Genomic DNA, 23,863 nt, shown 5'->3' with positions numbered 1-23,863 from the left:
GATATCAGTGGCATCGAGACGATACCGCAAGATGTACAGCTGCTGCGGTCGCAGGCAATCTTGCCGGAAAACATGCTACTCGCCCCCATGGCCAAGCGCGTTTCCAATCTTGCTCTTCTGCCGCTTGCTCCTGGCAGATGACCCCTCTCTTTGCAAAGGCATGTCACCATTGCCATCCTTCGCTCCCGCCCCCCGTTTCGGGTTAAGATAGCGGCCATTGTTTTATCCCGGCGCAGCCGGAGCAGACCAGAGGTGCGCCATTGAACCGATATACCCCATCCAGTGCGGCGAACGGCCGCGAGCAGCAGGTCTTTACCGTCACCCGCCTCAACAGCGCCGTGCGCATGATCCTGGAGCAGGATCTGGGGCTGGTGTGGCTGACTGGCGAGCTCTCCAATCTGGCGATGCCAAGCTCGGGCCACTGGTACTTCTCGCTAAAAGATCTGGGCGCCCAGGTGCGCTGCGCCATGTTCAAGGGCAACAACCGGCGGGTGGCATTTCGCCCGCAGGATGGCATGCAGGTGCTGGTGCAGGCGCGGGTCTCCCTCTATGAGCCCCGCGGCGACTATCAGCTCATCATCGAGTCGATGCAACCCGCCGGCGACGGCGTGCTGGCCCTGCGCTTTGAAGAGCTCAAGCGCCGGCTAGGGACAGAAGGATTGTTTGACGAGGGCCGCAAACGGCCGCTACCTCGCGAGCCGCGCGCCGTGGGGCTGATTACCTCCGCCACCGGCGCCGCCCTCCACGACATGCTGACAGTACTCAAACGCCGCGCCCCGGATCTGCCCATCTTTATCTACCCGACCCAGGTGCAGGGCAGCGCTGCCATCGGCCAGATAGTGGCGGCCATTGCCCTGGCCAACCGCCGCGCCGAGGTGGATGTGCTGATCGTCGGTCGCGGCGGCGGCTCCCTTGAAGATCTCTGGTGCTTCAACGAAGAGGTGGTAGCGCGCGCCATCGCCAACTCTGCCATTCCGGTGATCAGCGCTGTGGGCCATGAGGTGGATGTCACCATCAGCGACTTTGCCGCTGATCTTCGCGCCCCCACACCATCGGCTGCCGCCGAACTGGTGGCACCGGATCAAAGCGCTCGCGCCCAGCGCCTCGCCCACCTATGGCAGCGACTGGTGCAGGCGATGAATCGCCACCAAACCGCCGCCCGCCACGGCTTTGTGCTGCTGCAAAAGCGGCTCGACCATCAGGATCCCAAACGTCGACTGGAGCAGCAATCCCAACGTCTCGACGAGCTCTCCGCCCGCTTGCAGCAACTGCTGAACCAGCGGCTGCATCAGGGGGAGCGGCGCCTCGCCAACCTCGAACTTCGCCTGCAGGCCAAAAGCCCGGAGCGGCTGCTGGCAATCGGTCGTCGTCGCCACCAACTGGCCGAGGAGCGGCTGCATGCACTGATCGCCAAGCGCCAGGATCAGGCCAGCCATCGCCTCGCCATGCTGACTGCCCGCCTCGACGGCGTAAGCCCGCTCGCCACCCTGGGGCGCGGTTACTCCATCACCCGCACCCAGAGCGGCGACGTGATCAACCGCGCGGCTCAGGTGAACGCCGGGCAAACTCTGGTCACCACGCTGGCGGAAGGATACTTGCAGGTACGGGTAGAAGAAGTGCACAACCGATGACTAAAAACAGGGGCACTGAAAAGTGCCCCTGTTTTATCCCTCCTCTTTTTGACGCCAGCCTGTTACACCAGCAAGTGACGCACGGCTTCAGTCGAATGAACGGCGCTCTGCACACCGCCCAGCGGGTTGAGCTGCAAGAACTCGAACAAGCCCGCCTGCAGATTGACGTTCCAGAAACGCCCCGCCAGGGTCAACACAAGCTTGTCCTCCGTCAGCGCTACCAGCCCGTGCAACTGCCAAGCCTGAAAGAGCGGCAGCAGATGGGCCCTCAGCGGCACGGGCAGGCGATCCAGCGTCAACCTGCCGCTGTCGAGGGCACCGCGCAGCAGGCCGTCCATGAGCGCATTGGGGTTCTGCCCCATCACCATGCCAGGCGCTCGCACACCGTCTGCCAGCGCCTCGTGCCAGAGGGCCAGATCCCGGCCATACATGAGGCCATGGCCATGCACGTTGCCTCCGGCCCCCGCCCCGAAGGGAAGGATCTCGGCACCGCGCTTGGCCATCTGGTTGTAGCGGCTCTGCTCGGCATCGCCGCGCCGCCAGTGACTGCAGGAGAGCCGCTGCCAGCCGCCCTGCTCCAGCGTCTGGGCGCCGTAGGCGTACATGGCGGCCCTCTGCTGACCATCGGCCGCCCAGCCCGGCTTGCCGCTCGCCTCGGCCCGTTCGAGGTTGGTGCCCGCCATGGGGATGAGCTGATAGAGATCCACGCCGTGTACCCCGCTTGCCATCACATCCGCAATATCCTGGCGCCATACCTCGTCATCCTGACCAGGCAGGCCAAAGATGAGATCCGCCACTATTACGGCCGCATCATCTTGGGTCAGCTCGCCGAGACGGGCCAGCAGGGTCTGTCTGTCATCGAAGCGGGCCGCCTGCTGGCGCACCCGGGTGTCAAAACTCTGTACCCCGAACGAGAAGCGGTTGAAGCCCCCCGCCAGCGCTGTCTGCCACTTGGCATCATCAAAACCGTTGAGGCGCCCTTCCAGGGTCACCTCGGCATCCAGGGTCAGTGGAAAGCGTTGAATCGCCCTGGCCAGCCTCGCCAGATCCTCGAGTGCCATGTCGGTCGGCGTGCCGCCTCCCACATAGACAGCAGAAAAGGGTCTGCTTTGGGCCAAGGGAGTATCCGCTGCCCGGTTCAGGCTGTCGCACAAGGCGGCCATATAGCGGCTCATGCGCGCCGGATTGGCGCCATTTTCGAAGAAATTGCAGAAGCTGCAGCGCTTTCGGCAAAACGGAACATGGATGTAAAGCACACGCTCATCGGCCTGGCTCCCTTGCTGCCACCAGGCTTGCCAGCCTGCATCGTCGAGGGAAAAGGGGCGAATGCCGCCCCGGCTGGCGTGGGCAGAGGTTTTGGCGCTGAAGGCAAACTTGAGAGGATCCGGCGTAGAGAGTCCGGTCATGGTCGGGGTCAGGTGTAATGTCATCGCTGGCTGGTTACCGCATGGAAATAATGCAAATGATAACCACTATCAATTAATGCCGAGTTTGTGCTGGATCAAACCAATCTCATCCAACTCACCTTTGCTACCCACTATTAACCTCTATCATGGATCCAGTTAACAGATAATTTACTCAAGATGAGGTAGGGTGTGCCGATAGAGAACCATCTCCCCCTCCCTGACGAGCGAGCGTGGGGAGAGTCGCCCACCATTGACGATCGCCCACCTGCGCATGGACCAGCTAACTATGCAAAACCTGTCACTGAACTGGAAAATTTTTCTCCCTCTCACCCTGGTCATCGGCTGTACCTTCGCCCTCAGTTTCGAACTCTCCGCCTGGTTGCAGCGAGATCTCGCCATCAGGCTGGCCGGTGAAAAAGTCGACAGTGCTGCCAACACCTACATGGATCAACTCAACGTTCTCATGATGACTGGCGGCATGGCCAACCGACAAATTGTGCAGACCAAACTCAAGAGCGAGGCAGGGATAGTCGAGGCTCGTCTGATCCGCGCCCCCGCCGTGAGCGATCTGTTCGGACCCGGCCACCCGGATCAGAAGGTGCAGGACAGCCTGGATGAAAGAGCCATAGTCCAGGGAGAGACCATCATCGAGCAGCAGGGCAACCAGCTCACCCTGATCAAACCCTTCAAGGCCTTCAAAGAGTATCGCGGCACCCAATGCACCACCTGCCATCAAGTACCGGAAGGCACCGTCATGGGAGCAGTGCGGATCAGTTACGATCTCAGCCACACTTTTGGCGAGATCCGCCATAACAACCTGATCCTGAGCGGCAGCCTGGTAGTGGTGTTCGGGCTCGGTTTCGGGCTGCTGGCCTGGGTGCTGCAACACTACATCAAGCGACCTGTGCGCCACCTGCAACTGACCATGACCCGCATGGCCAAGGAGCGGGATCTCTCCCTCCCCCTGCTCAATCCGAGCCAGGATGAGCTGGGCCAGATGACCCGCGCCGTCAGTGACATGGTGCAAGGTTTTCGCCACAGCCTGCAGGAGGTGGAGCACGCGACTCAGCAGCTCTATCAGGAGTCAAACCAGATCCGCCAGGTCGCCACCCAGACCGAAGGCTCGGCCCGCCAGCAGGAGGGGATGACGACCCAGGTCGCCGCCGCCGTCAGCGAATTGGCCGCCAGCTCCCACGAGGTGCGCGAGCATGCCCGCCACAGTGCCGAACTCTCCGCCCTCACCAACCAGGATGCCGCCAACACCAGCCGCCTCGCCCAGCACTCCATCACCGACATGGGAGAGATGTCGGCCGAAATTGAGCGGGTCGACCGGGTGATCCAGCAGCTCGACAGCCGCTGCCTGGCCGTCGACGGTGTGCTGGAGGTGATCAAGGGCATAGCGGATCAGACCAACTTGCTGGCGCTGAATGCCGCCATCGAGGCTGCTCGCGCCGGTGAACAGGGTCGCGGTTTTGCGGTGGTCGCCGACGAAGTGCGGGCCCTGTCCAACCGCAGTCGCGCCGCCAGCGAAGAGATCTCCCAGATGATTGCCGCGCTGCAAAAAGAGGCACAGAGCGCCGTTGAGGTGATCGGGGATGCAAAATCCAAGGCAGATGAAAGCATTCACAAAACGGAAGCCACCCTGGCCGCCATGCAGAACATCATTGGCCGCATCGCCAGCATCAACGACCTCAATGCCCAGATGGCGCAATCTGCCGAGGAGCAGGACAGGGTTTGCAGCGAAGTGGACAGCTCGGTGAGCGACATTCGCAACACCTCCAACGACACCCTGGGTCAGGCCCACGCCGCCAATCTCGCCAGTATCCAGCTGGTAGAACAGTGCAAGAAGCTGGATCAGTTGCTCAAGACGTACCGCTGGTAAGACACAGCTGTACTCAGCAAAAGCGCGACCATGAGGTCGCGCTTTTTAGTTTCTTGCTGTTTGCCTGCGGTGCCAGCCGCGGGCGGGCACAGATCAGCCTGCGTTGCGGGTAGCCACTGCATCCGCCAGATTGCGCAGCAGGACTTCGGTATCAGCCCAACCGATGCAGGCATCCGTGATGCTCTGACCGACGGTGAGCTCGCACCCTTCCACCAGATCCTGGCGGCCTTCCACCAGATGGCTCTCCACCATGACGCCAAACACAGCCTTGCTGCCGGCACGCAGCTGACCGGCCACATCTTCGGCCACCAGCATCTGGTTCTTGAACTGCTTGCTGCTGTTGGCGTGGCTGAAGTCGATCATCACCTTTTGCGGCAGACCGGCCTTGTCCAGCCCCTTCACTACCTCGTCAACATGGGCGGCGCTATAGTTCGGCTCGCGGCCACCGCGCAGAATGATGTGGCAATCCGGGTTGCCCCGGGTGGCGACGATGGCGGAGTGGCCATACTTGGTGACCGACAGGAAGTGGTGCGGCGCGCTGGCGGCACCGATGGCATCGATGGCCACCTTGATGGTGCCGTCGGTGCCATTCTTGAAACCCACAGGGCAGGAGAGACCGGAGGCCAGCTCACGGTGCACCTGGGATTCGGTAGTACGGGCACCGATGGCACCCCAGCTCATCAGATCCGCCACGTATTGCGGGGTGATCATGTCGAGGAATTCGGAGGCGGTCGGCAGCCCCATGTCATTGAGATCCAGCAGCAGCTTGCGACCGATGCGCAGACCGTCGTTGATCTTGCAGGTGTTGTCGAGGTAAGGGTCGTTGATCAGCCCCTTCCAGCCCACTGTGGTGCGGGGCTTCTCGAAGTAGACTCGCATCACGATTTCCAGCTGGCCCTTGAGCTCGTCACGCAAGGTCTTGAGACGCTTGCCATATTCCAGCGCGGCCACGGGGTCGTGGATGGAGCAGGGACCTATCACCACCAGCAGGCGCGGATCTTCGCCGGCCAGGATCTGATGAATGGCCTGGCGGGATTCGAATACGGTAGACGAAGCTGTCTCGGTGGCCGGAAACTTCTCGAGCACCGCAACCGGGGGTAATAACTCTTTGATTTCACTGATACGAACGTCGTCGGTTTGATGCTGCATGACAAGGCTTCCTGCTAGATGACTGCGATAAAGAAACTTCAATCTAGCCCGCAGCAGAGACGGTGTAAATAGAAAATTACATCATCCATCAAGGAATTTTCTGAATGTGTCTTGCAAGTTTGGATAATGCTGCTAGCGCACTGTCTCAAAGCCGGACGAAAAGGCCAAATGCCTTGTGTGAAGAGATCCCTGAAAACAGGCCTGAAAAAAAGCCCGCGCAAAGGCGGGCCTCAAGGGATCAAACAGCCTGACTGATGTCGGTAAGCTTGTCGAAGTAGTCCGGGAAGGTTTTGGAAGTACAACCCGGATCATTGATGGTGACGGCGGTATCGGACAGCGCCACCAGGGAAAAGCACATGGCGATGCGGTGATCGTTGTAGGTGTCGATGGCAGCGTGCTTGAGGCTGGCCGGCGGCGTCACGGTGATGAAGTCGTGCCCCTCCTCCACCTCCACACCCAGCTTGCGCAGCTCGGTGGCCATGGCGTGCAGACGATCCGTCTCCTTCACCCGCCAGTTGTAGATGTTGCGAATGGAGGTGGGTCCCTCGGCAAACAGTGCCGCGACCGCTATGGTCATGGCCGCATCCGGAATATGGTTCATGTCCATGTCGACGCCGTGCAGCGGGGCCTGCTCGGCCTCGATGAAGTCGTCACCCCAGGTGATGCGGGCGCCCATCTTCTCCAGCACGTCGGCGAAGTGGATATCGCCCTGAATGCTGTGCTTGCCGATGCCGGTCACACGCACCTTGCCCTTGATGGCACCTGCCGCGAGGAAGTAAGAGGCGCTGGAGGCGTCCCCTTCCACCAGGAAGTCACCCGGGCTGACATAGCTCTGGTTGCCCTTGATGTAGAACAGCTTGTAGTTGTCGTGCTCTATGACCACTCCGAACTGTTTCATGATGTGCAACGTGATGTCGATGTAGGGCTTGGAGACCAGCTCCCCCTTGATGTGGATACGGGTATCACCGGCCGCCATGGGCGCCGCCATCAAAAACGCCGTCAGGAACTGGCTGGAGACGGACCCATCGACGTGTACGTCACCGCCCCAGAGCCCCTTGGCATCCACCACCAGCGGCGGGTAGCCATCTTTTTTCAGGTACTGGATATGGGCGCCCGCTTCACGCAAGGCATCCACCAGATGGCCGATGGGACGCTCTTCCATCCTGGGTTCACCACCAAGCATGTATTCACCGGATCCCAGACACAGGGCCGCACAGAGGGGACGCATGGCAGTACCGGCATTGCCGAGGAACAGATTGACCGGTGCCGATACCGCAAAGCTGCGACCCAGACCGTGCACTGTGCACTCTGTCTTGTCGGCGGAAAGCTTGTACTTGACCCCGAGCTGGGTCAGCGCCGCCAGCATATGACGAATATCATCGCTGTCGAGCAGATTGGTCAGCCGGGTGGTGCCACGGGCAAGGGCCGCCAGCAACAGAGCCCGATTGGACACGCTCTTGGAGCCGGGCAGATTGACCTCACCGGCCACACGAGAAATGGGTTCCAAACGCAACGAATTCATAGACTTCCTGTACTATCTCAATTAAATCACCTGACCGGACGTTAGCAGCCCGCGCCTTGCTCGGCAAGACCGCGCGTGGCACAAAAGCGGGCCAGACTCGCGGCCGATCAGGATCCACTGAAAAAACAGACGCCGGGGAGTCCCCGGCGCCTGCAATTGGGGAAAAACGCCTCAGCCGTGGCGCTTGGCAAAGCCATCCATAAAGCTCACCAGGGCCTTGACCCCTTCCAGCGGCATGGCGTTATAGAGGCTGGCGCGCATGCCACCGACGATGCGGTGCCCTTTCAGGGCCAACAGACCGGCGGCTTCCGACTCGGCCAGGAACTGCTTGTCCAGGGCGTCATTTTTCAGCTGGAAGGGTATGTTCATGCGGGAACGACAGCTGACATCCACCTTGTTGCCGTAGAAGCTGGAGTCGTCGAGGTAGCCGTAGAGGAAATCGGCCTTCGCCTTGTTGCGCGCGGCCATCGCCTCGAGCCCGCCTTGTTCTTTCAACCACTCGAACACCAGACCGGCCAGATACCAGGCATAGGTGGGCGGGGTATTGAACATGGAGTCATTCTTGGCAGTGAGCTGGTAGTCAAAAATCGAGGGCACGTCGGCTCTCGCCTGGTTCAGCAGGTCATCGCGTACGATGGCGATGGCCAGCCCTGACGGGCCTATGTTCTTCTGGGCTCCGGCGTAGATGACCCCAAAACGGCTCACATCCATGGGACGGGAGAGGATGGTGGAGGAGAGATCGGCGACCAGGGGCACATCGCCGGTGGCCGGGATGTCGAACATCTCTATGCCATCAATGGTTTCGTTCGGACAGTAGTGCACATAGGCTGCATCGGCGCGAAACGCCGGGCTCTGCAGCAACTGGGAGATCCCCTGCTCGTTCTTGGCAACCCCTTGCACCGTCTGGATATCACCATACTTGCGGGCTTCATCCACGGCACTCTGGGACCAGACACCGGTCAGCAGGAAGTCAGCCTTCTTGTTCGCGCCTCCCAGCAGATTCATGGGCACGGCGGAAAACTGGCCGCGACCACCACCGTGCATGAAGAGCACCTTGTAGTTGTCCGGCACCGCCAGCAAGTCGCGCAGATCGGCTTCGGCCTTCTCGGCGACCGCCATATAGGGCTTGCCGCGATGGGAGAGCTCCATGACCGAGGCTCCCAGCCCCTGAAAATTACAAAATTCGCGCTGGGCGCGCTCCATGACTTCAACCGGCAACATGGCTGGGCCGGCGCAGAAGTTGTAAATCTGTTTGCTCATGACGCTTTCCGTGAGTGGATGAGAGTAATCGATGACTTGTCTGGTTTTACACAAGAGCCGCCCCGGGATCAAAGGCTTTTTGGGAGCTGGCTCAAGCTTTTGTCACCCGGGTCAAGTCGGGCTGCCATCGAAAAAGCCCTGAACGGGTCAGGGCTTGCGGGGAATGTGCATGGAAATGGGGCTTTGCACACATCCAAAGCAGCAAGCCCCCATTGCAGACAAGATCAGAGTTTGGCGGTGAGCTCGGGCAGCAGGGTGAACAGATCCCCCACCAGACCGTAGTCAGCCACCTGGAAAATGGGGGCCTCGCTGTCCTTGTTGATGGCCACTATCACCTTCGACTCCTTCATGCCCGCCAGATGCTGGATGGCCCCCGATATGCCGACCGCGATATAGAGCTCGGGAGCGACCACCTTGCCGGTCTGACCCACCTGCAGATCGTTGGCCACAAAACCGGCGTCAACGGCGGCGCGCGAGGCCCCTACCGCCCCGCCCAGCTTGTCGGCCAGCGCTTCTATGAGGGCAAACTGCGCCTTGGAGCCAAGGGCCCGTCCGCCGGAGACCACGACCCGCGCTGCCGCGAGTTCCGGCCTGACGGACAACACGGCGCGGCGCTCGACCAGACGGATACGACATGCCACATCGGCCACCGGCAGCCGCTCAACCGCAGCCTGCCCAGTCCCGAACTCGGCTTTGGCAAAGGCGGTCGGCCTGATGGTCAGCACCTTGATGGGGGCCGAGCTCGCTACCCTGGCAATGGCGTTGCCCGCATAAATGGGGCGCAGGAAGGTATCGCCACTCTCTATGCCGATCACCTCGGAGAGCATCTCCATCCCAAGCCGTGCCGCCACCCTGGGCAACATATCCTTGCCCTGGGTGCTCGCCGCCATCAGGCAGTGCTGATAGTCCCGTGCAATATCAGACAGCAGGGGATCGACGCCGTCGTTCAACCCTTCCGCCAACATGGGATGCTCGGCCAGCAGCACCCTGTCCACTCCTTGCAGGCTGGCGGCCTGTTCGCCAGCCTCGGTCAGTCCCTGGCCCAGCAGCAACAGATGCACCTCGCCGCCGAGCTGGCCCGCTGCCGTGACCAGTTGGGCCACGTTGTCGGCAAGCTTGCCCTGATGATGTTCAGCAATAACCAGTACGCTCATGGCTGCACCTTATCGTTAGCGACTCTTTCCACCGCGCCAGCCCTTATCCCAGCAAGGGGGCGACACCCAATATGTTCCATCATGACCAGGATGCTCATGGCAGCACCTTGGCTTCGTTCCTGAGTTTATCCAGCAACTCGTCCACAGAGCCGACCTTGATGCCGGCACTGCGCACGGCTGGCGCCATCACACCGAGCAGCCGGGTGTGGCCGGCAGGTTCGACGCCAAGGGTCGCGAAGAGGGCACTCTCGAGTGGCTTGCGCTTGGCTTTCATGATGTTGGGAAGCGATGCAAAGCGGGGCTCGTTCAGGCGCAGGTCCACCGTCACCACGGCAGGCAAGGGCATGCCGAGGGTCTCCAGGCCACCGTCGATTTCGCGGGTCACCTGCAACTCCCCCACCACCAGCTTGATGGCAGAGGCGAAGGTGGCCAGCGGCCAGTCGGTGAGGGCCGAGAGCATCTGGCCCACCTGGTTGTTGTCAGAATCGATGGACTGCTTGCCGAGCAGCACCAGGGATGGCTGCTCCTGCTCACACACCTTTTGCAGGACGCGAGCAACCGTCAGCGGAGTGAGCGTCTCATCGGTCACATAGTGAAGGGCCCGATCCGCCCCCAGCGCCAGGGCATGGCGCAACTGCTCGGCGGCCGCCTCAGGTCCGAAGGTCACCACCACCAGCTCGTTTGCGACACCGGCTTCCCGCAGCCGAACTCCTTCCTCCACCGCGATTTCACAGAACGGGTTGATACCCATCTTCACATTGGCAAGCTCCACGTTGGAGCCGTCTCCCTTCACCCGGATCTTGACGTTGTAGTCGACTACCCGTTTGATCGCGACCAGCAGCTTCATGACGCGCATCCCTCGCTTTTCTTGAGTGAATCCATTGACGAACCCTCGCATTTTTTTGCTTACAATTGCTTTACGTTTACGTAAACTAACAGCACTACCCTAGGCCAAGTCGAGCGCAGAGGCAAGATGGAACGCGAAGCAATGGAATTTGATGTCGTCATCGTCGGTGGCGGCCCCGCAGGACTCAGTGCAGCCATCGCCCTGAAGCAGCACAATGCCGATCTCTCGATCTGCGTGCTGGAAAAAGGAGCGGAAATCGGCGCCCATCTGCTCTCTGGCGCCCTGTTCGATCCCGTCGCCCTCAAGGAGCTGTTGCCGGACAGCTGGCAGCAGGCGCCCCTCGGCATACCCGTCAACGATGATCAGGTTCATCTGTTGCAAAATGCGCGTCGCGCCCTGCAACTGCCCCACTGGGCCGTGCCGCCGCGCATGCACAACGATGGCAGCCATATTCTGAGCCTGGGCAACCTCTGCCGCTGGCTCGGTCAACAGGCCGAGCAGCTGGGAGTCGAAATATACCCGGGTTTTACCGCAAGCGAGCTCATCATGGAAGCGGGACGGGTGCGGGGTGTGATCACCGGCGATCTCGGGCTGGACAGAGCGGGCAATCCCAAATCGGATCACGTGCTCGGCATGGCGCTCCATGGTCGCTATACCCTGTTTGCCGAAGGTGCCCGCGGCCATCTGGGCAAGCAGTTGATCGCCGAGTTCAATCTGGAAAACAGCGTCCAGCCGCAGCATTACGCCATCGGTTTCAAGGAGTTGTGGCAAGTCCCCCCTGGGCAGGCCAAACCGGGCCAGGTGCTGCACGGCAGCGGCTGGCCACTGGCCGGGCTGCGCACCGGCAAGAGCCAGGGCGGCTTCTACCTCTATCATATGGAGGGCAATCAGGTGGCGGTCGGGCTGATTGTCGATCTCAACTACAGCAACCCCTGGCTCAGCCCGTTCGACGAGTTCCAGCGCCTCAAGCACCATCCCCTCATCGCACAGACTCTGCTGGGGGGCGAGCGCATCAGCTACGGTGCCCGCGCCATCACCAAGGGTGGCTGGCACTCCCTGCCCCGCATGCACTTCCCCGGCGGTCTCTTGATCGGCTGCGACGCCGGTACCCTGGATTTTTCCCGCATCAAGGGCATCCACACCGCCATGAAGTCGGGGATGCTGGCGGCGAAAACCGTCGCCATGACGCTGCGCGGCGGTGATGAGGGTGGCCGGGATCCGAACGAGTATCAGGATGCGCTGCAACAAAGCTGGCTGGGGCAGGAGCTCAAAACCGCCCGCAACTTTGGGGCGGCCCTGCATCGTTGGGGCCCCTGGCTCGGCGGCGCCTTCAACTGGCTGGAGCAGCGGGGTGCCTCCTTCCCTCTGCTGGGCTCTATCACCCTGTTGGACAAGGAGCCTGACTACCGTCAGCTGCGCATGGCCAGCCGTTGTCAGCCCATCAGCTATCCCAAACCGGACGGCAAACTCAGCTTTGACAAGCTCTCTTCTGTTTATCTCGCCAACACCAGCCACGATGAGGATCAGCCCTGCCACCTCAAGTTGCAGGACGCGAGTATCCCGGTGGCGGTCAACCTGCCCACCTGGGCCGAGCCCGCCCAGCGTTATTGCCCGGCCGGGGTGTTCGAAATAGTGGAGAGCGAGAGCCAGCCTTATTTGCAGATCAACGCGGCCAACTGCATTCACTGCAAGACCTGCGACATCAAGGATCCGAGCCAAAACATCATCTGGACACCACCGCAGGGAGGATACGGGCCCAACTATCCCAATATGTGATGAAGTGCAGCGATACCAAGAGGTGACATCAAAGATGCTCAGCCCCAGAACATCGTCTGGACGCCACCACAGGGAGGGTCAGGACCCAACTATCCCAATATGTGACAGGTAGCTACCAGACCGTCTGGACACCACCGCAAGGAGGGTCAGGACCCAACTATCCCAATAGATGATGCCTGTCCCCCCGGGTGGGCACTTGGCACAATGCGGCAGTGAACAGGCAGTCACTTTTACGGTCTGATCCGCTGATCCGACCTCGCTGTTTTTTTGAGCGAACAGGCTGAACCTAGGATGAATAGGCCCTGACAAGCGCTCCCCGCCCCTGTATAGTTCGCCGCATTCAGGTTTTCCATCGGCCCGTTTCGCTTATCCACGGGATCGCTTTCTACGCGCTCTAAGGCCGCATGACCTGTGCAACCATCCCTGATGACCCACGACTTTTTAAGGGGGGACAGATGATCACCGCCTACATTCTCAATAACAAGGTACTGGACATAGTCACGCTTGGGCCTGACGACATACTGCCTGACAACACCGTCTGGCTGGATGCCTACAAGCCGGACACGGCGGAGCGAGAATGGTTGACCGGCCTGTTTCTGGAAGAGGTCCCCGACAAGGAAGAGCTGGACGACATCGAAGCATCCGCCCGCTTTTACTGGGATACCGATGGTCTGCACATTCACTCCCTGTTTCCCCAGCGGATCGGTCGTGACACCAAGGGTGTCCACGTCTCCTTTACCCTGCGCAACAACCTGCTGATCAGCATCCGCGAGGATGACATCGGCCTGGTGCGCCTGCTGCGCCACTACATGCGCCAGGACAGGCTGGAGGTGGAGGATGCCCTCGATATCCTGCTGGAAGTGCAAAACCTCAAGGTGGAGTACCTCTCGGATCTCATCGAAGACGGTTACAAGACCCTGGAAAACACAGCCGATCAAATCTTCGAGCCGGATCAGATCAATCCCATGCTCAAGGAGTTGATGGCACAGGAAGAGGCCAACGGCCAGATCCGTCTCTCCCTGCACGATACCCGTCGCGCCCTGCGCTTTCTCAAACGCAGCCTGCGCCAGCGTATGACGGGCGAGCAGAACAAGTGGATCGACGAGATGCTGCACGACGTGGAGTCCCTCTTGCCCCACACCCAGTTCCTGTTCGACAAGATCAACTTCCAGCTGGAGGCCTCCATGGGGGTCACCAATCTGGAGCAGAACAAGGTGATCAAGATCTTCTCGGTTGCTGCCGTGATCTTCCTGCCGCCGACGCTTATCGCCAGCATCTACGGCATGAACTTCGGGCGCATGCCCGAGCTCGCCTGGGAGTATGGCTATCCCATGTCGCTGGTGTTGATGGTGATGTCATCGCTCGGCACAGGCCTCTTCTTCAAGCGCAAGGGCTGGCTGTAACGCCGCCAGAAAGTACGATAGAAAGAGACGATGGATTGGGGGGGCACTGGCCCCCCGATTAATTCGTGTCACCCGGCATGCCTTGCAAAGGGCGCCACTCTGCCCCATATCCTCTTCATCATTTGCACAACCCAGGCGATAACGGGCGACCATGACCCTCTACCCCGAACACAGATATGACGATCACGGCCAGTTGCGCCCTCCCCTCTGGTTTTGGCCCATCGCCCTCTTGCTGACCCGCTCGGTCTGGCTGTTTCTGATGGCCGGGGTCACCCGCGAGAGCGGCAGCGAGATCCTGACCCTCTTCTATCCGGACAAGATCAGCCTCTACATCAGCCTGCTGACCGACGTGCCCGCCATGCTCGCGCTACTCGCCTTTGGCGGCACCTATCAGCAGACTGACAGCATGCGCGCCTGGCTCAGGCGCCACAGCCGCGGCCTCCTGCTCTGCTCCACCGTCAGTGGCCTGGTGATGCAGCTGCACAGCCTCAACCTGCAGAAATGGTCGTTCAGCTGGCCCACCGCCCTGGTGCTGATCGGCAGCCTCTGGGCACTCTGGTATCTGCTGCGCAGCCGCCAGATCCGCGAATACGCGGCCGATCAACCTCACTGAGCATGCAGGGGTCACTCATTGACGAGTGACCCGGATCTGCAGGGTCTGGCGATCGCTCTGAGAACTGTGGCCTCCCTGCAACTGGGTACCCAGGCTGCTCCCTTGCCCGGCCGAATTGGTGGATAACTCCCCTACCGTCAGCCACTGACCCGGGGCGCCGCTCACCTCGGTGGCATTCTGCCCCGTGGTGACGGTGCCCTGCTCCAGCCTGGCCTGCTCGCTGCTGAGCGCTATCTGCACTCTGTCCCCTATCAGGGTGGCGGTGGCGTAGAGACCGTTGATGAGCGGCATCAAGCCCACCACCTGACCACCGCGCCACTGATAGAAGGTGACCGGCTGGTAGGATCCCATCTGCAGCAACACGGGCCGCCCCGACAGGCCGCGCACCTGCCAGCTGTCGTTCTGGCTGCGCTGGTATTGCCGGGCATTGCCCTCAAGCAGCCATTGCCGTTTGGCCGCATCACCACCGATACCCGCCTCTATCTGCTGACCGCTTGAGGCACCATCCACCCGCCATTCGACAAGCAGGCTCTGGGGCGGCTGGTTGAGTTTGGCCAGGGTCGCGTCGGCCTCCTGCAACTGGGCCGCACTGCCGCTCAGCACCAGCTGGTTGCCCATGGCACTCACCCCGAGGTCCGGGTAGATCTCCTTGAGGGTCTGCACCATGGCCTCGGCCTCGAATACCGGGATCACCTTGACCTCGGCCCGCAGCGGCAGGCACCAGAGCCCCCACAGCAACAAGATCCCGCTCCAACGCCACCTTTTCATCTCTCTCTCCTGTCCGGAAGCCCGGCTCACCGCCTCTGCCAGTCTGGCTATCACCATCATGATCCATCTGCCTCGCTTTTCAATGACTTTGCACCCCAGGGGCAATGGCGGCATGGGCCGGAGCGCCCCCCTTGGCAGCCTGCGAGCGGAAAGGACGGAGATAGATCAAATAACACAAATAAAAATGATTACCATTTGTTGTCACGTAAAAATCGCTCGGATACAATTCGGACTCATTTTTTCGAGCCCACTTCTGATGAAGCCAGCAAACGCCGTCACCACTACCCCTGCTGCCATCCATCTGGCGATGCTGATCAACATGCTCTCCATGGGCAGCATGATGATGGTGATGCCCCTTGGGCCGGATCTGGTCATCAGCCTCGGCATGCAACCGGAGCAAACCGGTTATTTCAGCGGCGGCGCCACCCTGGGCGCGGCTCTGATGGGGCTTATCGCCGCTCCCTGGCTCGATCGCGTCAACCGCAAACCCGCCCTGCTGGTGCTGCTGACCCTGCGTTTCCTGCTGCTGATGGCCTGCGCCCTGGTGCAAAACAGCCAGCAACTGCTGATGCTGTTCATACTGTCAGGCTGCGTGGCCGGGCCCCTCTCCGCCATCCTGATGGCTGCCGTGCTGGACCTGGTTCCCCCGGCCGAACGGGGCCGCCGCCTCGCCTATGTGGGGATGGCGTTCTCGCTGGCCGCCATCCTGATAGTGCCCATTGCCCTCATCCTGGCCCAGTGGCTCGGCTGGCAGAGCCCCTTCCTGCTGTTCGGGGCTGGCGGCCTGCTGCTGGCCCTGCTGTGCGCCCTGCTGTTGCCCTCCCTGCCGGTCACCCGTTCTCCCCAGGGTAGCGGGCTGCGCCAGCTGCTGGGATCGCCGCTCTGCCAGGGCGCCCTGCTCATTCTCTCTTTGCAGATGTTCGGTCATTTCCTGCTGATCCCGCATTTTGCCAACTACTTCCAGTTCAACCTCGCCTTCCCACGCGAGCAGATCGCCGCGCTCTACCTGTGTGGCGGCCTCGCCAGCATGGCGACCATGCGGCTGTGCGGTGGCTGGATCGATCAGGGCCGGGCGCTGGCCGCCATCCTGATCACCAGCCTGTTGTTGGCCCTGATCACCCTGCTCGGCTTCGCCGCCCCCGTTGGCGTGCCCGTCTATCTGTTGTTTACCCTCTTCATGGCGCTGAGCTCGGCCCGATCCAGCACCACGCTCGCCATCACGGCAGCCATTCCGGCCCCCCATCAGCGCGCCGCCTTCATGTCTTTTCAGGGCACTGTGACCAATGTGGCGGCAGGTCTCGGCAGCCTGATCTCGGCCAGGTATCTCTTCTCGGACAGCACTGGTGCCCTGCACGGCTTTGCAGGGCTTGCCTGGATCAATATTGCCTGCAGCCTGCTGGCCTGTGGTGGCGTCTGGCTCCTGATCAAGGGGCTGGCGCAGACAAGGAATAACAATAACCCCGCGTCTGGTACGGCCAGACAGGGAAGTCAGTGAGCCACCGGCCCCAGAGCCGGACCCCATAACCTCTGTTTTATTCATGGAGTTTTGACTATGCAGTTGCAGCCTGGCGTATTTCGCTTGAACCCGATTTTGCTCTCCCTCGGTCTGTTTGCCCTGCCGGGCCTGGCCCAGGCCGAGTTGCCCAAAGCCAACGAGACCATGGTGGTCACCGCCACCCAGACCAAGCACACGGAACTGTCCGCCCCGGCCAGCGTCTCTGTGGTGACCCGCGCCGATCTGGACAAGATGAACGCCAACAACATAGGCGATGCCCTCAAGCATGTGCCGGGTGTCAACATCATAGGCACCAACCCCACGGGTCGCAGCGAGATCAAGATCCGCGGCATGGGTGGCGACTACACACTGCTGCTGATCAACGGCAAACGGGTCAACGCCCGCGAGACCCTGGGCAGCTCCTTTGGCAATGACTTCGACTTGAGCTCCATCCCCATGGCGGCCATAGAGCGCATCGAAGTGATCCGTGGCCCCGTCTCCTCCCTGTACGGTGCCGATGCCTTGGGCGGCGTGGTCAACGTGATCCTGCGCCAGGCCAAGGAGAAGACGGAAGCGGCCTTCGGCTACACCCACTCCATGCCCACCAAGGGCGACGGTGGCGATGCCAACCAGGGCAGCGCCTTCGTCTCCGGTGCCCTCATCGACAACAAGCTGCTGGGCAGCGTGGTGGTCGAAGGCTACCAGCGTGACCGCTGGCACAGCGATCAGTCCAACAACCTGGATGCCGATGCGCTGGAAAAACGGGAAGTGGTCAATGTGCTCTCCAGCCTGAAGTGGCTGGTCAGTGACAACCAGGATATCGATTTCGATCTGGGCTACAACCAGAACGACATGGACAGCTACTTCAACAACGTGCCCCGTGCCCCGACCGCACCGGCCACCCCGCACAACGTGCAAAAACTCGATCGTCTGAGCCTGGGGCTGACCCACAACGGCCGTTGGGAGCACTTCGACAGCCGCGCCCGCTACTACTTCGAGCAGACGGATCTGATGGATGACTCCCAGCTCAATGGCGGCGCCGCCGATGTCACCCAGACCAACCACACGGTGGACGGCCAGCTGAGCGGCTATCTGGGGGATCACCTGCTGACTTCGGGTGCCGAGATGCGCAAGACCGAGCTGGAGCACAGCCGCAGCATCACCAACGGCAGCGTGGATGCGAGCCAGAGCGCCCTCTATCTGCAGGACGAATTCAGCCTGGGGGATCTGGCGCTGACCCTCTCCGGCCGCCTCGACCACCATGAAACCTATGGCAACGAATTCAGCCCGCGCGCCTATGCCCTCTACAAACTGACCGACGAGTGGGTGATCAAGGGTGGCGCCGGCAAGGCGTTCAAGGCACCGACCCTGGCCCAGTCCAGCGAAGGCTTCGCCACCACCGCCTGCCGTGGTGCCTGCAAGGTGGTCGGCAACCCGAACCTGAAACCGGAAACCGCCGTCAGCTATGAGCTGGGCACCGCCTACGAGAGTGAGCGTTTCGGCGCCGGTGTGACCGGCTTCCACAACGACATCGAAGATCTGATCCAGAGCGATCAGTGGGGCCCGGGCTACCGTCCGACCGTCATGACCTACCTCAACGTCAAGAAGGCGCGGGTGAAAGGGCTGGAGCTGAACGGCTGGGTCGACGTACTGGACAACGTCAAGCTGACCGGCAACTGGAGCCTGCTGGATTCCGAAGACAAGAGCACGGGCGAGGATCTGGCCAAGACCCCGGATCACACCGGCAACCTCAGCCTGGATTGGCAAGCCACCGAGATCGTCAGCACCAACCTGGCCTGGCAATACGTGGGCAGCCAGTTCATCAAGGTGCCGATGCACAACTCCCAGGCGCTCAAGTCCAAGCACTATCAGACCCTGGACCTCAACACCAACTGGAAAGTCACCCCGGCGCTCGACTTCAAACTCGGCATCACCAACCTGACCAACACCCAGCGTGACCAGGTCGCCACCGACGCCGACTTCATTCTGGAAGGTCGCACCGTCTATGCCGGGGTGAATTACAAGCTGTAATCCCCCGTTCGGGAGCCCAAGCGGGCTCCCTTTTTCCGTTTTTATCGCCTCGACAATAAGGAGTATCCGGGTGCTCAGACACCAAACACAGCTGTTCTGGCTGGGAGTTGTTCTCCTGTTCATGCTGATCTGTCTGTCACTGGCCACCGGTGCCGGTGTCTATGGTGGCCGCGAGGTCGCCGGATTTCTGCTGGGCGATCCCGCCCTCATGGCCGACGAAAAGCTCGCCATGATCATTCATACCCTGCGTCTGCCCCGCACCCTGTGTGCCCTGGTGGTGGGCGTCTGTCTCGCGCTGGCGGCCTCCATGCTGCAAAGCGCCACCCGCAATCCGCTGGCCGAGCCCGGCCTGCTCGGCGTCAACGCCGGCGCCGTCTTCGCCCTGGTGATAGGGCTGACCTATTTTGGCGTTGAATCGGCCTACGGTTATCTGCTCTGGTCCGGCATGGGTGCCCTGCTTGGCAACCTCATAGTTCTGGGCCTGGGCCTGATGGTGGGTCGCTCCAATCCGCTCAAGCTCATCCTGGTGGGGGTCGCCCTCTCCGCCACCTTTGGCGGCCTCTCCAACTTCCTGCTGCTCTCCAACAAGGTGGTGCTGGAGCAGTTCCGCTTCTGGAACCTGGGGTCTCTGGCGGCCTCGGATCTCGACGCCGTGCTCACCGTGGTGCCCTTCGCCCTGGCCGGTCTGCTGCTGACCCTGGCGCTCTGCCGCCAGCTCACCCTGATGCAGATGGGGGACAACCAGGCCCAGGCGCTCGGGATACGGCCGACCCGGGTGCGGATCGGCGTGCTGCTGGCCGCCACCCTGTTCACCGCCTGCGCCATCGCCATCGCCGGCCCCATCGGCTTCGTCGGCTTTCTGGCAGCCTACTGCGCCCGTCTGGTGGAGCCAGTGCGCCTCGCCATCCAGGTGCGTTTCTCCGCCCTGTTTGGTGTGCTGTTCCTGCTGGGGGCCGACATACTGGCCCGCTGGCTGATCCAGCCGTTCGAGCTGCCCAACGGCGTGATCCTGGCGCTGATCGGTGCCCCCGTGCTCATCATGGTGGTGCGCAGCGGTGGCTTCCGCTCCCTGCTGGCCGTCAAATAAGGTCGCCCTGCCTCATGAACAATCCAATGAACACATCGCTGAACGCTTCACTCCCCTCCGGCACCCTCTGCCTGCGACTGGGTGAACGCACCCTGCTGCTGCACCGCCGCGCCTGGCTTATCACCCTGGGCTTGGTGCTCGTACTGGCGTTGCTCTCCCTGCTGGCGCTGACCCTGGGTTCAAGCAAGCTCACCATGCTGGGGGTCATGCAGACCCTGCTTGGCGAGGGGAGCCGGCTCGATGAGGTGACTGTCTTCAAGATCCGGCTGCCGCGCATCGTCGCCGTCTTGGTGGCAGGCGCTGCCATGGGCCTCTCCGGCTGCCTGGTGCAGACCCTCATTCGCAACCGCCTCGCCACCCCGGACATGATAGGGGTCAACGAGGGGGCGTCGCTGGCCATCATCGCCTTCTCCCTCTACCTCACTCTGGGCAGCTGGCCCTGGTGGGCCGCGCCCCTTGGCGCCCTGTTTGCCGCCGTCGTGCTCTATGCCCTGTGCAACAAGCCGGGGGAACAAGGCTATCTGTTCGTGGTGATCGGTATCGGCGTCTCCGAGCTGATGAACGCCATCGGCCAGTTCGTCATGTCCACCCAGTCGCTGGTGCACCTCACCAGCCTCTACCTGTGGAACATGGGCAACTTCGTCGGCCAGGGCTACGGCACAGTGGTGCCTGTGGGGATCCTGATCCTGCTGGTCTGCCCCTGGATCATTTATCTCTCCCGCGCCCTGGGCGTGCTGCGTCTGGGCCCTGTCACCGCGCAGAGTCTGGGGGTGAACGTCAACCGGGTGCAGCTCGGCGTGCTGGCCCAGGCCATCGTCGTGGCGGCCCTTGGCACCGCCATCGGCGGTCCTGTGGTGTTCATCGCCATGGCGGCCCCCATACTCGCCTCCTGGATGAGCCGGGATCGCATAGTGCCGCTATGGATTGCCGCCCTGTGTGGCGCCCTGCTGCTGCTGGCAAGTGACACCCTGGTGCGGGTACTGGCCAGCCCCCATGAGGTCGCCACCGGCATCATGACCCGTATTCTTGGCGGCATACTGCTGCTGTTTATTCTGATCAAAGACAGACAGAGAACCGACTGATGACCCTCACCCTAAATTGCCTCCACTTCGGCTATCAGCAAAAGCCCGTCTTCAACGACATCTCCTTCACCATTCCCAAGGGCAAGCTGGTCGGCATCGTCGGCCCCAATGGCGGCGGCAAATCCACCCTGCTCAAGCTGCTGGCGGGCCAGGAGCAGCCCCAATCCGGTGAGATACTGCTCAAGGGCAAACCGCTGGAGAGTTACGGCATGAAGGCGCTGGCCCGGGAGCTCGCCTACCTGCCCCAGCGCCCCCTGGTGCCCGCCGGCATTCAGGTCGAGCAGCTGGTGCAGTACGGCCGCCATCCCCATCAGGGCTGGTTCAATCAGTGGAGTGAAGAGGATGCCCGCATGGTGCGCTGGGCCTGCGAACGGATGCAGCTTGGCGACATCTTGCAACAGAGCGCCAGCTCCCTCTCCGGCGGCCAGGCCCAGCGAGTGTGGCTAGCCATGGTGCTGGCCCAGGATGCGGACATCATATTGCTGGATGAACCCACCAGCGCGCTGGATATCGGCCACCAGACGGAAGTGATGGAGGCCATCCACCAGATCACCGCCGAGGGCAAGACAGTGCTCATCGTCATCCACGATCTCGCCACCGCCGCCCGCTACTGCGACGAGCTGATCGCCATCGGCGAGGGCAAGATCCAGGCCATGGGCCCGGCTCGCGAGGTGGTGACCAAGCCTCTCATCGACCGCCTCTACCAGACGGACGTGGACATACTGCACGCCCCCGGCGATGGCGCCCCCATCATAGTGCCGCGCCGCCGCCCGCAGGCCTTTGCCATGAAGCAGCAAGCCTGAACGCAGGATCAAAAAAACCGCCTTGATGGCGGTTTTTTTGATCCCATGACACCGAGCGGCAGAGGCTCGTTCAGAGCACAAGCGTGGTCAGCACGCCCCCCGGCAAGCGTTGCCAGTGCAGGGTACAGTGCCAGCCGACAGGCAGATCCGGGGTCAGCGCGCTTCTTAGTTCGAGGGTGAGGGTCTGCTCCGTCATGGCCAGCCAGCGAGCATCGAGAAAGTCAAAATAGCGCCCCACCCTGGGGTAGAGCGCCTTGAACAGGCTCTCCTTGGCGGAGAACACCAGGGTCAACCCCTGGGCCGGCCCGAGCGGACAGCGCTGCAGCCGCTCCCACTCCTCATCATCCACGATGCCGGGCCAGAGACTGCACGCCTGCTCATCCTCCAGCCAGGCTTCCAGATCCAGCCCCATCCCTGCCTGACCCGGACGTACCGCACACAGGGCCATGCCGCGCCCCTGCAACAGGCTGTGGCTGATGCTGCCCTCAAACCCCGCAGGCCAGCGCGGCTCGCGGGCCGACCCTATGGCCACCACATGATCGCCAAGCCCAAAGCGGCGCAGAGCCTCACGGGCCGCCAACCGACCGGCCAGAAACTCCCCCAGCCGCTTGGGGGCCGCACGCTGCAAGCTGGCGGGCAGCAGGATCCGGGCCTGCTCATAGCAGGCCGGTGTGAAGGCGGCGGGATCGAAGCAGACCCGCTGCAGCGCAATATGCGCCGCACCGGGCAGCGGCAGGCAGTCGGCATGAAGGATAAAGCTGCCTCGGGATCCGGCAGCCAGGGGAGCAATTGGCATCAAAAAGGCCCTTGGTTCGAGAGCGGTCATGGTAGCAAATCACCCCCTCTCAGCACCACAAACGCAAATGACAATTTTTATCATTTGAATTTGTGATAGCATAAGTCCGCCCGTTTGGGGCCCGGTTTTTCGCTGATTTCACCAAGAAGGATGTAACGATGAAGATCTCCTCCCCTCTGGCCGCCGCGCTCATGCTGGCCAGCCTGGTCGGTTTTCAGGCCCAGGCCAGCACCGACACCCGTCAGGTGACCGATGCCGATGGCAAGACCCAGGTCGTGCCCACCCAACCCAAGCGGGTGGTGGTGCTGAGCGAAATCGATCTGGATACGGCCCTGACCCTGGGGTTGCAGCCGGTCGGCACCGTCAACGGTCGTGGCCAGGGCACATTGCCCCGTTACCTGCTGAACAAGGCGGGCAAGGATATCGCCGTGGTCGGCGATCTGGACAACCCCAATCTGGAGCGGCTGATCGATCTGGAGCCGGATCTCATCCTGACCGGCCAGACCAAACCCGAGCTGCTGACCCTGCTGCAAGAGATAGCCCCCACAGTCGTCACCGGCAACTGGGGTGATTCCTGGAAGGAGATCTTCAATCGCAGCGCCCACGTGCTGAACCGGGACGCCGAGGGCAAGGCCTTCCTCGCCCAGTATGACGCCCGCCTGCAAGAGGCCCGCAGCAAGCTTGCCAAGCATCAGGGCGAGCGCCTGAGCATAGTGCGCTGGAACCCGAAGGGCCCGAGCTACATGCACAGCGGCACCTTCGCCAGCAGCGTGGTGGAAGAGATGGGGCTGGCCCGTCCGACCCACCAGATCGGCGACAAGACCCCCCACTCCCCGGCCCTGAGCCTGGAATCTCTCAACCTGCTGGACGGTGACTGGCTGGTGATAGGCACCCTGAGCGCCAGCGGCGATGCGGTGGATGCCATGAAGCAGGCCGAGCAGACCCCGGCCTTCCAGCAACTGAACGCCATCAAGGGCAAGCGCTTTGGCGCCGTGGACGGCTCGCTGTGGACCTCCACCGGCGGCCCCCAGGCGGCCCTCAAGGTGATCGACGACGTCGAGCAGCTGCTGGCCAAACCGGACGCGGCCCCCATCACCCAATAAACCCGCCCTTATATGGCAGCCAAAAAGAAGCCCGCATCATGCGGGCTTCTTTGTT

At 61.9% G+C, this 23,863-nt stretch carries 20 protein-coding genes; 12 read left to right on the top strand and 8 right to left on the bottom strand.

All coding sequences use genetic code 11. The features are described 5' to 3' along the window. Nucleotides 1–260 precede the first annotated feature (260 nt). Nucleotides 261–1,631, top strand: a complete 1,371-nt coding sequence (xseA, locus tag ONZ54_RS10265; protein ID WP_271788079.1) for an exodeoxyribonuclease VII large subunit — start codon at nt 261–263, stop codon at nt 1,629–1,631. Between the two features lie 62 nt (nt 1,632–1,693). Here xseA and hutW read toward each other — a convergent pair whose 3' ends face one another. Beyond that, nucleotides 1,694–3,061 carry a heme anaerobic degradation radical SAM methyltransferase ChuW/HutW gene (gene hutW, locus ONZ54_RS10260; protein WP_271788078.1) on the bottom strand — a complete coding sequence of 456 codons (1,368 nt, stop codon included), beginning with the start codon at nt 3,059–3,061 and terminating at the stop codon, nt 1,694–1,696. A gap of 262 nt (nt 3,062–3,323) precedes the next feature. Between hutW and ONZ54_RS10255 the strand changes: the two genes are divergently transcribed. After that, the gene (locus tag ONZ54_RS10255) at nt 3,324–4,919 is read left to right on the top strand and encodes a methyl-accepting chemotaxis protein (protein WP_058394031.1); all 1,596 of its coding nucleotides are present in this window, start codon (nt 3,324–3,326) and stop codon (nt 4,917–4,919) included. A gap of 93 nt (nt 4,920–5,012) precedes the next feature. On the opposite strand, the gene aroG is transcribed toward ONZ54_RS10255, so the two are convergent. The 5 genes from aroG to ONZ54_RS10230 all read right to left on the bottom strand — a co-directional run bounded on the left by aroG (nt 5,013) and on the right by ONZ54_RS10230 (nt 10,851). Further along, a complete protein-coding gene (gene aroG / locus ONZ54_RS10250) occupies nt 5,013–6,068 on the bottom strand; it encodes a 3-deoxy-7-phosphoheptulonate synthase AroG (protein WP_096119378.1) in 1,056 nt (351 codons plus the stop codon). A gap of 238 nt (nt 6,069–6,306) precedes the next feature. Then, nucleotides 6,307–7,590: a 3-phosphoshikimate 1-carboxyvinyltransferase gene (aroA, locus tag ONZ54_RS10245; RefSeq protein ID WP_219615626.1), complete on the bottom strand. Its 1,284-nt coding sequence runs from the start codon at nt 7,588–7,590 to the stop codon at nt 6,307–6,309. Nucleotides 7,591–7,761: 171 nt separating this feature from the next. Beyond that, complete coding sequence (gene serC, locus ONZ54_RS10240; RefSeq protein ID WP_096119376.1) at nt 7,762–8,850, bottom strand: 3-phosphoserine/phosphohydroxythreonine transaminase; 1,089 nt, start codon at nt 8,848–8,850, stop codon at nt 7,762–7,764. A 224-nt stretch (nt 8,851–9,074) separates the two neighbouring features. After that, on the bottom strand, nt 9,075–10,004 hold the full coding sequence (locus tag ONZ54_RS10235) for an electron transfer flavoprotein subunit alpha/FixB family protein (protein WP_059113783.1): 930 nt from the start codon (nt 10,002–10,004) through the stop codon (nt 9,075–9,077). 94 nt (nt 10,005–10,098) lie between these two features. Continuing rightward, nucleotides 10,099–10,851 (bottom strand): electron transfer flavoprotein subunit beta/FixA family protein, encoded by a 753-nt coding sequence (locus tag ONZ54_RS10230; protein WP_271788077.1) that lies wholly within the window; start codon nt 10,849–10,851, stop codon nt 10,099–10,101. A gap of 126 nt (nt 10,852–10,977) precedes the next feature. On the opposite strand from ONZ54_RS10230, the gene ONZ54_RS10225 reads away from it, so the two are divergent. From ONZ54_RS10225 to ONZ54_RS10215, 4 genes are all read left to right on the top strand, one after another. Further along, complete coding sequence (locus ONZ54_RS10225; RefSeq protein WP_271788076.1) at nt 10,978–12,627, top strand: electron transfer flavoprotein-ubiquinone oxidoreductase; 1,650 nt, start codon at nt 10,978–10,980, stop codon at nt 12,625–12,627. A gap of 12 nt (nt 12,628–12,639) precedes the next feature. Then, nucleotides 12,640–12,732 carry a 4Fe-4S dicluster domain-containing protein gene (locus ONZ54_RS23255; RefSeq protein WP_125599163.1) on the top strand — a complete coding sequence of 31 codons (93 nt, stop codon included), beginning with the start codon at nt 12,640–12,642 and terminating at the stop codon, nt 12,730–12,732. A 350-nt stretch (nt 12,733–13,082) separates the two neighbouring features. Further along, the gene (gene corA / locus ONZ54_RS10220; RefSeq protein WP_005315297.1) at nt 13,083–14,030 is read left to right on the top strand and encodes a magnesium/cobalt transporter CorA; all 948 of its coding nucleotides are present in this window, start codon (nt 13,083–13,085) and stop codon (nt 14,028–14,030) included. Nucleotides 14,031–14,181: 151 nt separating this feature from the next. After that, complete coding sequence (locus ONZ54_RS10215; protein WP_219592276.1) at nt 14,182–14,643, top strand: DUF2919 domain-containing protein; 462 nt, start codon at nt 14,182–14,184, stop codon at nt 14,641–14,643. A gap of 15 nt (nt 14,644–14,658) precedes the next feature. Here the strand turns inward: ONZ54_RS10215 and ONZ54_RS10210 are convergent, their stop codons facing one another. After that, nucleotides 14,659–15,411: a hypothetical protein gene (locus tag ONZ54_RS10210; RefSeq protein ID WP_271788075.1), complete on the bottom strand. Its 753-nt coding sequence runs from the start codon at nt 15,409–15,411 to the stop codon at nt 14,659–14,661. 256 nt (nt 15,412–15,667) lie between these two features. On the opposite strand from ONZ54_RS10210, the gene ONZ54_RS10205 reads away from it, so the two are divergent. The 5 genes from ONZ54_RS10205 to ONZ54_RS10185 all read left to right on the top strand — a co-directional run bounded on the left by ONZ54_RS10205 (nt 15,668) and on the right by ONZ54_RS10185 (nt 21,909). After that, nucleotides 15,668–16,906 (top strand): siderophore amonabactin export MFS transporter, encoded by a 1,239-nt coding sequence (locus ONZ54_RS10205; protein ID WP_271788074.1) that lies wholly within the window; start codon nt 15,668–15,670, stop codon nt 16,904–16,906. 57 nt (nt 16,907–16,963) lie between these two features. Next, complete coding sequence (locus ONZ54_RS10200; protein WP_271788073.1) at nt 16,964–18,937, top strand: siderophore amonabactin TonB-dependent receptor; 1,974 nt, start codon at nt 16,964–16,966, stop codon at nt 18,935–18,937. Between the two features lie 70 nt (nt 18,938–19,007). After that, a complete protein-coding gene (locus tag ONZ54_RS10195) occupies nt 19,008–20,024 on the top strand; it encodes an amonabactin ABC transporter permease subunit 2 (RefSeq protein ID WP_005315288.1) in 1,017 nt (338 codons plus the stop codon). A gap of 14 nt (nt 20,025–20,038) precedes the next feature. Beyond that, nucleotides 20,039–21,106, top strand: a complete 1,068-nt coding sequence (locus tag ONZ54_RS10190) for an amonabactin ABC transporter permease subunit 1 (RefSeq protein ID WP_265452282.1) — start codon at nt 20,039–20,041, stop codon at nt 21,104–21,106. Next, entirely contained in the window at nt 21,106–21,909 is an 804-nt protein-coding gene (locus ONZ54_RS10185) for an amonabactin ABC transporter ATP-binding protein (RefSeq protein WP_271788072.1), read from the top strand. Before ONZ54_RS10190 ends, ONZ54_RS10185 begins: the two co-directional genes overlap by 1 nt. 70 nt (nt 21,910–21,979) lie before the next feature. On the opposite strand, the gene amoD is transcribed toward ONZ54_RS10185, so the two are convergent. Next, the gene (amoD, locus tag ONZ54_RS10180) at nt 21,980–22,705 is read right to left on the bottom strand and encodes an amonabactin biosynthesis phosphopantetheinyl transferase AmoD (protein ID WP_271788071.1); all 726 of its coding nucleotides are present in this window, start codon (nt 22,703–22,705) and stop codon (nt 21,980–21,982) included. Between the two features lie 158 nt (nt 22,706–22,863). Between amoD and ONZ54_RS10175 the strand changes: the two genes are divergently transcribed. Beyond that, nucleotides 22,864–23,808 (top strand): amonabactin ABC transporter substrate-binding protein, encoded by a 945-nt coding sequence (locus tag ONZ54_RS10175; RefSeq protein WP_271788070.1) that lies wholly within the window; start codon nt 22,864–22,866, stop codon nt 23,806–23,808. Nucleotides 23,809–23,863 lie beyond the last annotated feature (55 nt).

The organism is Aeromonas salmonicida, from assembly GCF_028355655.1.
Taxonomy (GTDB): Bacteria; Pseudomonadota; Gammaproteobacteria; order Enterobacterales; family Aeromonadaceae; genus Aeromonas; species Aeromonas salmonicida.
This window is presented reverse-complemented; position numbering and strand designations above follow the sequence as displayed.